The organism is Candidatus Stygibacter australis (assembly GCA_030765845.1).
Classification (GTDB): Bacteria; Cloacimonadota; Cloacimonadia; order Cloacimonadales; family TCS61; genus Stygibacter; species Stygibacter australis.
This window is the reverse complement of the sequence record JAVCDJ010000009.1, coordinates 18,398-28,920: the sequence shown is the minus strand read 5'-3', so window position 1 is coordinate 28,920 and position 10,523 is coordinate 18,398. Positions and strand designations below refer to the sequence as shown.

Genomic DNA, 10,523 nt, shown 5'->3' with positions numbered 1-10,523 from the left:
CTTTGAGAACACTTGGTGCGCTTTTGCAGGGAGCACCGGATTATATCTGCGTTTATGAATTAGGCGAAAATGCTCCCGCAGGTGCTCCAGCAGCTCCTGATATGTTCACGATCACACCAGATGCCGGCGGAGCTCTTTCTGCTGATCTGGGTTGGATGAATCCTACCCTGACAGTTATGGGTGATGCATTGACTGATCTTGATGAAATGAGAGTATATCGTAATGACGAACTTATCCACACAATTACAACTCCCGTGATCGGTGGAGTGGTAAACTGGACTGATACCCCAGCAACTGCTGGCAATTACACTTATTCAGTATTAGGTTTTAATGATGAAGGTGAAGGAATCGCAGCCAGCGGTTCAGCATACATTGGTGAAGATGTTCCTGCAGCTGTAAGCGGAATCTCAGTTGCTAATGTAGATGGCGATGCAGTGATCAGCTGGGCAAATCCTACAACTGGATTGCATGGCGGACCATTCAATCAGCCAATTGAAGGTTATCATATAGTAAGAGATGATGGTGCAGAATTTGAACCCACCGGGATCATGACAACTTTCACAGATGACACTATCCCTGGTGATGGACTTTATGCTTACACGATCACTGTTTATAATTCCATTGGCGATGGTGGCTCAGCCACTTCTGCACCGACCTGGATAGGCAGCAGTCAGGCAGCAATGTTTGGTGATCCTAATACTGCTACAGCTCATTATTACACACCGATAGATTTCTGGTATAAGAATTCTCTTTCCCAAACGATCTATTATGCTGATGAATTTGCTGCTCAGGGATTTGGTGGTGGAGCAATTACTGCCATCATGTATTATAACAACTTTGTTGATGATCTGCCAAATATGCCAATTAATATCTGGATGCAGAATACTGATCTGGAAAATCTGACTGGTGGCTGGGAATCAGCAACCGATATGATGCAGGTTTACAGTGGCACTCTTGATTTCCCAATTGGTGAAAACGAGATCATGATCGAACTTGATGAACCCTTCATTTATGAAGGCGACAATGTAATAATTTTTGTGGAAAGAGTAATGGACACAGTATATTGGAGCACAGGAGATACTTTCTATTATACAGATACTGCTTATACTGACCGTTGTCTCTGGGCACAAAGTGATACAGAAGATTATGATCCTTATGCACCTCCTACAACTATCAATTACCTCAGCAGTACTCCAAACACCATGATGTTCATTAATACCACTGGTTTAGGTTCTATGAACGGTTATGCTTATGATACATCTACCGGTGATGGACTTGAAGGTGTGGATATTAACGTATTTGAATCTGGAGTCAGATTGCATACAGTAACTGATGCTAATGGTTATTATAATTTTCCAGGTCTTTTTGAAGGTGATTATGAAGCTACAGCAACAAAATTTGCCTACAGTGAAGACATTCAGACTTTCACAATTGTAGCTGATGAAGCCACAAATGTTGAATTCAACCTCACTCCAGTTGATAACGTAACTGTTTCTGGTCGCGTTGTTGGTTCTGATTATCCAAATATCGGACTGGCAAATGGTACAGTAACTCTTTCTGGTATGGGCGTTCACGAAGGTATCACTGATGCTGATGGTGAATTCTCTATTGATGGCGTGTATTCATCCAATACTTACGAACTGGTAATTATTGTAGAAGGATACGATATATTTATCGGTGAAGCTGTGATTGGTGCAGGAAATACTGATCTTGGTGACCTTATCGTTAATGAAATCGCTATCCCTCCTTATGATATGTTTGCCACAGTAAATGGTGATGACACTGAAGCAGAACTTATCTGGCATTCACCTTCCGGTGGAGCAGCTAATTTCTGGGATTTTGAAAGCGATGACGGTGAATTCACAGCCAATATGGGCTGGGCCTGGGGAACTGACAACATGGCTGGTGCTTATAGTGGTGATAATGTTTGGGGTACAACCCTGAATGCCCAGTATCCAAACAGTGTTAGTTACCAACTGGTAACCCCGGAACTGAGTATTCCAACAGATGATGCAGTGCTTACTTTCTGGCATTGGATGGATATTGAGACTACTTTTGATGGTGGAAATATTAAAATATCTACTGATGGTGGAACCAACTGGGAATTGATCAATCCAGTTGGAGGTTATCCCGGTACAGCTTACGGTTTAAATAGTGAAGCCTGTTTTAATGGGCATGACATGGTTTGGACTATGGCAACTTTTGAAATTGGTGCTTACCAGGGTGAAAGCGCTATGTTCATGTTCAATTTTGGTTCCGATAGTTCTGTAACCTATCAGGGCTGGTATATCGATGATGTTTACGTAGGCATGCCAGAAACACGTCAGCTTGATAATCCTGATGTTCGACATATTGCAGATATTACTCCCCAAAACCTGGATACTACCCGTATCATTGAAAGTTATGCTATCTACCGTCTGCCCTTTGGTGAAGAAAATAATCCCGCAGTCTGGGAAGATATAACAACTGGTGTGTCTGACACAACTTATGTAGATCTTACCTGGAACAATGTAGAAACTGGTTTGTATCGTTATGCAGTTCGGGCAGAATATACTAATAATGTGCTTTCTGATCCAGCAATTTCAAACTGGCTGGCAAAAAATAACTCAGCTTCACTTACAGTAAATGTCACTACTAACGTGGGAGATATTGCTGAAGGTGCTCTGGTAACTCTTGATGCCACAGAGCCTGATCCAGAAGGAAATTATCCTCACTATGAAGGTATCGCAGATGACGCAGGCGTATGCGTTATTAATGGTATCTGGATGTCTAATTATGATATCGAAGTTGAACTTTTCAACTTTATGACAGGTGAAGATAATCTTGATATTTATTCAAATACTACTTATGATATTATGCTAACTGAGCTGGCATTCCCTGCACATGATGCTTATGTGGAAGAAAATCATGACGGTAATGCTTATATGACCTGGCATTCACCTTCAGGCGCTTTAGAAACATTCTTTGATTTTGAAGATGATGATGGAGAATTCGTAAGCAATGATGCTGCTGGCTGGTCATGGGGTGAAGATGCAACTATGGGTGCAAACTCTGGTACTTATGCCTGGGTTACAGCTCTTGGTGGAAACTATATTAATAGTGCTGACTGGCAGCTTGTTACTCCTGAAATAGATATTGCAAATGATGCAGATCTCTTCTTCTATCACAATATGGATTGTGAAAACGGCTGGGATGGCGGAAATGTGAAAATCTCTATTGATGGTGGTGGCTCCTGGACACTGATCACCCCTGTTGGCGGTTACCCTGATGATTCTATCACAGGTCTGGGTGAACCTGGATTTACTGATGGACCTACTGGCTGGGTAATGGCAACTTTTGACCTGGTTGATTATGAAGGTGAAGATGCCATGTTCAAGTTCCATTTCGGAACTGACAGCTCAGTAAACTCATACCCCGGCTGGGCAATTGATGATGTACGCATTGGCGAACCTGAAGACCGCTCTATATCACTCACTCTGGCATCAGAAATTGGTCAGAATACAAACCGTGATGAAAGAATGATGGAAGGATATGCGATCTTCCGTGGCTTTGCTGATGATGAAGATAATTTTGAAGATTGGGATCTCATTGTTGATAGCGTGCAGGATACAACCTATGAAGATGTAACCTGGCAGGAAATAACTGAACCAGGAACTTATGAATATTGTATCCGTGCCATGTACACTAATGGTGTTCTATCTACTCCGACATTCACAAATGAAATCGGCTTTAACATGTATGCACCAGTTACCATTAACGTAACTACTGACAGTGGAGATTCTGCTGATGGTGCTGCTGTGGTACTCACAAGCAACGATGGTGAACACATCTATGAAGGCATTGTTTCCGATGGTTTGGTCTCATGGGATGAAGTGTGGAAAACCGCATATAGCCTTGATATTGAGCTTGAAGGTTATGAAGATTACGAACAGACTGACGTATATGTAACTGATGCTCTTACCCTGAACGTGGAACTCCTCGAAGTAGTAGGTCCTCCAGCAAATCTGATGGTGGATGAATCTACTGGTCTTTTGACCTGGACTGAACCAGGAACTGGTGGAGCTTCTATTGATAACATCCTCTTTGTAGATGATGATGGTTCTATAGATCTTGATTTCACTGACACTACTCCATATTACACAGCAATTTTTGATGCTGCTGAAATCGATTATGAAGTATATGAGATCGCAGTTTCTGGCGATGATGGACCAGGTGCTGCTTATATGGCTGACTACGGCTTAGTTATCTGGGAATGCGGTGAACAGTGGCAGGGTTCCAATAGCTTATCTACAACTGATGAAGCTGAATTAGGTACATACCTTGATAATGGCGGATTCCTTCTGCTTGGTGGACATGATTATCTTTGGGATCGTTACCCAAGTGCTGGTGCATTCTCAGCCGGTCAATTCCCTTATGATTATCTGGGTCTTGCAAGTGCAAATCAGGATGCTTTCACTGTAGGTACATCTCAGGGTGGACCAGAATTCGTTACAATCGATGGCGCTGGCTGCACAGATGGACTTGCTGTTCAATTGCAGGATATATATTCAGCTATGCGTGATGGTGTTTATCTTGATTATCTTACTCCTAATGCAGATGGCGCTGCTTATTCAACTTATGATGGCAATAATGTAGGTATTCAGACTACTAATACTATCTTTACTACAGCCGGATGGGCTGGTATTATTGATGGTGATAACACTGTTCTGGAATATGCTCTGGCTTCATTTACTAATTATTCAAACAGAACCAGACACCTTGATTACTACAATGTGTATATTGATAACAGCCTGGTAGGACAGACTACAGACCTTGAATTCAACCTTGCTGGACTGGAAATATTTGAAAATGGTGTTGACTACGAAGCTGGAGTTTCTGCTCATTTCACTTCTGGTAATGAATCTGAGATCATCACTCTTGATTTCACCTGTGACTGGGTTGGCAGTGATGCAGATGAAGATGTTATCCTTGGCGTGAATGCCCTCGGTGACAACTATCCTAATCCTTTCAATCCTACTACGAACTTCGCTTATTCAGTTAAAGATGAAGCTCTGGTTACTATTGAGATCTATAACGTGAAAGGACAGAAAGTCCGCACTCTCGTTAATGAAATTCAGGATTACGGAATCTACCGTGTTACCTGGAATGGTGATGCCGATAATGGTAACAAAGTCTCCTCTGGAATTTACTTCTATAAAATCGACACCGGTGACTTTACTAAAACCAAGAAAATGATCTTAATGAAATAAGATTATTGCAAATAAACTTAAGGCAGCAGGATTATTCCTGCTGCCTTTTTTTGTTCTCAAAAATTTCCATAGGTAGTATAAGTCCTTTAGGAGATTTAAGGCAAATATCCCCCAGAACAACAAAGCACGTAGTGACATTATTATGTTAGATTGTGCTAAGTTGTTCGGGCTTATTAGCGGTAATATGGCATCAATGACTCGCAAATGGCATTAGTCAGATACTTTAAATTCTTTTATATCAGGATTTTAGGGGAAGAAGGTAAATAACAATAACCATTGGACAATAATTGCGATAATTACATTAATTGTATCATGTTACAAATTATGTTCCAGCAATGGTAATCTGTCCAGCCTGATACCCTGTGCTATCTAAAAGTGATAATGATATCTTACTCAGGATATAATTAGTTGAAAAATTAGTAGATTAAACGGATAACTTAATTTAGTAATAAATTATTTCGTTAATAGTTAAATATAATTCTTGACATAATATTTGTAGAAATCACTTTTCTAAATGATTAAAATGGTTATATAAAGATAATATAAATTGAGCACGAAACAAGCAAGGGGTTTGAGATGAAAAGGATAATGTTTTTGCTGTTATCAGCCATTTTAATTTCAAGTATTAATGCCACCTGGGAAGTAATAGACCAATCAATAAATGTCGACCTAATCGAATATGATCAGATAAGTGAATCAGAAATTAATTTAAGTTTTCATCTGGATGGATATGAGGTACAGCACTTTTCTGCCTCAGGAGAGGAGAGATTAGAATTCAATCATCCTCAGGCGAGGGGACTTGATGAAAAAGACAGGCTGGAATTACCTATTTTCAATTGGGTGATAGAATTGCCTGCCACTGGAGACATCAAGCTGGAGATTTTATCATCAGAGCAGATGATGCTGGATGATGTACTGCTATCCAGGGATCAATCTTTCCAGAATTCAGGTGAAATTGCCCATTTAGGAGAGCCGGCTATTATGCGGGGAGTCCGAATGGTGCCTGTAACATTTTCACCCCTGATATATAATGCTACACGGCATGAAATGACAATATACTCAAAAATCGAAGTGAAGATAACTACTTCAGGAGAAAATGGGAAGAACTGTATTTCACATAATAGCAAACTTTCAAGGAGTTTTGAACCGATCTTTGATGCTAATGTGCTCAATTATCAGGAAATGAGAGGAAGAGAAGATTATCAGCAACCTTCTATGATCATTGTCTGCCCTGATAATGAAGATGTAGTGGATACTCTTAGCTATCTGGTGGACTGGAAACTGCAGAAGGGATTTCAAGTAACTTTGGTGACTACTGCAGAGACTGGTGAAACTGCTGAAGAGATCAAGGACTATATTCAGAATGCTTATGATAATTGGGAAAATCCCCCGGAATACATTTGTCTGGCAGGAGATACTAATGGCAGTTATGCAGTTCCCACCTGGTTTCACAATTCACAAATCAATGAAGCAGGCGATCATCCCTATGGTCAGTTGGACGGCGATGATATTCTGCTGGATGCTCATGTAGGCAGGCTTTCTTATAATAGTATATCTCAATTACAGGTTTTGGTAAGTAAAATTTTATATTATGAGAAATCACCAATGATGGATTATACTGAATGGTATCAAAAGAGTCTGCTGGTAGGTGACCCCTCGAATTCTGGTCCATCAACAATATCTACAATGCAGGCAATCAAAGAAATGATGCTTACTTATCCGGATAATTGGAATAGCCATGAGGATTTTTATGAAATATATGGAGGTTCCTTTGCGAATCAGATGAATGCTTATATAAATACGGGCTGCCTTTATATGTTTTACCGTGGTGCTTCGGGCTGCAGCGGGTGGTATCCTGGAGCGACAAATAATAGTTTTATGCTCCCTTTTGTTTCGCTGATGACCAGTGGAACTGGTCCCATAACAGAGACCCTTACTTTAATGGGAACAGCATCAAACCCCACAGGAGCTATCGGGGCAGTAGGTCAAACAAATAATGACACAGATACATGTTTTAATAATGCCCTCTCTCTGGGTATGGCTTCCGGGTTTTTGCAGCATGATATCTATTCCATGGGTGCGATATTGAGCATGGGGAAATTCTGTATCTGGAATCTTTATCCGCAAAACCCCGCTAATTCGGTAGCACTTCACAGTCATTATACTTCGCTGGTGGGCGACCCATCGCTGGAATTGTGGACAGGTGTACCCCAAACTCTGACAGTAATGCATCCTGAAAGTATCGCTGAAGGTGAAGACTTGATCCAGATAACTGTGCTTGATCATACTGGCGCTTATGCCGAGGGAGCCTGCGTAACTCTTAGTGCTCTTGATCCGTCAGATTATGCTATTACCCGTTTTTGCGACAGCAATGGAGAAGTGCTGATGCCCATACCTGGAATATTTGATGATGAAAATATTCTTACCGTAACCAAACATGGTCATCTGCCCTATATAGATACATTAACCGTGTGTCAGGCAGAGCAGTATGTGAATGTAAGAAATATTGAATATCTGGAAATTGCCGGAAATGGAGATGGGTTACTTAATCCGGGAGAGAGTTTTGAACTGGATGTGTCACTTTTTAATTATGGAACCTTGCCGGTAGAGGGTATCACTGCCTGGCTTTCTACGGAAAATGAATATGTGACAGTAACTTCTTCTGAAGTGGAGGTAGGAGATATAGGAGCCTGGGAGATCATTGATCCAGCTGTCAATTTCCAGATAGAGATAAGTGAGAGTGCCTTAGGTGGAATAGAACCCTTATTAGAATTCCGAATGGCAGATGCTGAGGGACAGGAATGGACTTCCTGGGAAACAGCAGAGATTACAGGTGCCAATCTTTGGCTCAGCGCAATTCAAGTAGGTAATGATAATTTTCTGCATCCCGGGCAAATTGATGCAGTATTTATAGAACTGACCAATAATGGAGCTTTACCCGTTGAAGATATCAGTGTCAGCTTGAGCTGTGCTGGGAGTTATATCACCCTAATAGATAGTTTATCATATTTTACCAGCATTCCTGCGGGTGGATCAGTATATAATTTTAATGATGGATTCAGCGTGGAAACGCCAGAAGAGATGTTTCCAGGTTCTCTAATGAATCTGAGATTGGAAATCACTAATGACAGCGGTTATGAGGCAATAATCCCATACTCAGTACCAGTTGGTGGAACTGAGGTAACTGACCCTTATGGTCCAGATGAATATGGCTACTGGTGTTTTGATGATGGAGATCTTGATTTTGAGTACTGCCCAGAATTTAACTGGGTGGAAATAGACCCTGATTATGGCGGAGCAGGTGAGGAGTTATCGATTTATTCCAGTGGAAATGCTGCCAGCGTGCAGGTTCTTGATCTACCGGGAGATTTTAATTTTAATTTTTATGGTGAAAATTATGCGCAGATCACTGTCAGCACAAGTGGCTGGATAGCTCCCGGCGTGCATCAAGTGGCGTCATTTATGAATTGGTATATCCCCTCACCTCAGGGACCCAGCCCGATGATAGCAGTTTTCTGGGATGATCTGAGCACAGCAGGTAATAATATCTGCTGGCAATATTTTGCTGATGAGCACTATCTTGTGATTGAATGGTCACGGGTGGAAAATGGAGATACTGAATCGGAAGAAACTTTTGAAGTGATACTTTATGATGCGGATTTTTATCCCACCCTTACCTCAGCATCTCAAATCAAAATGCAATACCTGGTAGTTAATAATGATAATGCTGGCAGTTATCGGGCAGACCACGGACAATATTGCACCGTGGGACTGGAAAATTATGATTCTACTATTGGCTTGCAATATACATTTAATAACAGCTATGCAGTCGCTAATAAAGTGCTGGAGGATAATACTGCTCTGCTGTTTACCCCAGCTAATTCTGGAGAGGCAGCCTGGCTGAATATTGCAGATATTACAATTCTTAACGGCAACGATGAATATATAGAAGCTGGAGATACTGTAATATTTAATTTGAACCTGCATAACAGTGGAAATATGGCAGCAGATGATATAAGTATCGTGATCTCCACAGAAAGTCCCTATATCTCAATCCAGCAGAACACAGGGAACCTGGCAGAACTATTACCGGGTGAAAGTGCTTATCTGGATAATGAATTATCATTTATTGTCTCTGAAGATGTATCTGATTTCTATGAGTTCACTATTGATGCAGCTATTGAATGCGAATCTGGCTATTGGGATAAAGAGATCACACTCACAGCTTATGAACATAATACATTCAGTCTTGATCAGGAAGAAATATCTCTGGAGCTTGAGATTGATCAGACGGATAGCCGGACTCTGGAATTAACTAATATTGGAGATGATACGGTAAATTACTATCTCAGGATTGAGGAAATATTACCTGAGGAACGTGACATTTCCGGCTCGACTGTAACTTGTGATTCTTCCTATTTTGTTCCAGGAGAAACTACTGAATGGATACTGGAAATCTATAATAATTCTCCCGATACAGAGTGGATCACTGATCTATCTCTGGAATTTCCCTTAAATGTAATTTTGAATTATGCCACTGATGTGATTGGCGGAAGTGGCGGAAACCTGGAATGGGATGGCAATACAGGTGTAGGAATAGTTAACTGGCATGGAACCACTGCCAATGGTTGGGGTGTTATTCATTCCGGTGAATATGCCTATGTGACCCTTAATGTGAGCTTAGGTCCAGACTTTGCCGGTAATCTTCATTTGCCCTGGGTTCTTACCGGTGATGGTTATGGGGTTAATCCACATGCTGTTGATGGTGAAATTATTTTATTTTCACTTATTCAATGGATAAATCTGGAGCCTTCCTCCGGGACTTTAGAACCAGATGAAAGCTGTGATATTACCATGAACTTTGATGCTGCAGATCTGGAATTCGGCTGGCATAATGCTCTCTTAGAAATTACCACTGACAGCTGGGACATAAAACGTGTAAATATCAGTTTAAATGTGCTTTCTAATGAAGGTGATGAGCCCTTCATTCCAGAAGCCAGTCAGCTGCTGGGCAATTATCCCAATCCCTTTAATCCCAGTACGAAAATCAGTTTCCTTACAGCGGAATCCGGGCAAACTGAATTGACTATCTATAATATCAAAGGTCAAATTGTTAGAAAGTTGGTCAATGAGCCCTTAGATGAAGGCAAACATGAAATTTACTGGGATGGACGCAATGAACAAGGTGTGGCTTTAAGCAGTGGAATATTCCTGTATCGGCTTAAAACTGCTTCAGAAATACATAATTCCAAAATGATATTATTGAAGTGAGGA

At 41.0% G+C, this 10,523-nt stretch carries 2 protein-coding genes; both read left to right on the top strand.

Annotated features, from left to right (window positions below):
- A partial coding sequence (locus tag RAO94_00320; GenBank protein MDP8320771.1) for a carboxypeptidase regulatory-like domain-containing protein occupies nt 1-5,249 on the top strand: 5,249 nt, incomplete at its 5' end.
- Between the two features lie 576 nt (nt 5,250-5,825).
- Nucleotides 5,826-10,520 (top strand): C25 family cysteine peptidase, encoded by a 4,695-nt coding sequence (locus tag RAO94_00315; protein MDP8320770.1) that lies wholly within the window; start codon nt 5,826-5,828, stop codon nt 10,518-10,520.
- Nucleotides 10,521-10,523: the final 3 nt, after the last annotated feature.

Coding starts and splice junctions, on each gene's coding strand:
- RAO94_00315 (MDP8320770.1), top strand. CDS start 5,826: ATGAAAAGGATAATGTTTTTGCTGTTATCAGCCATTTTAATTTCAAGT.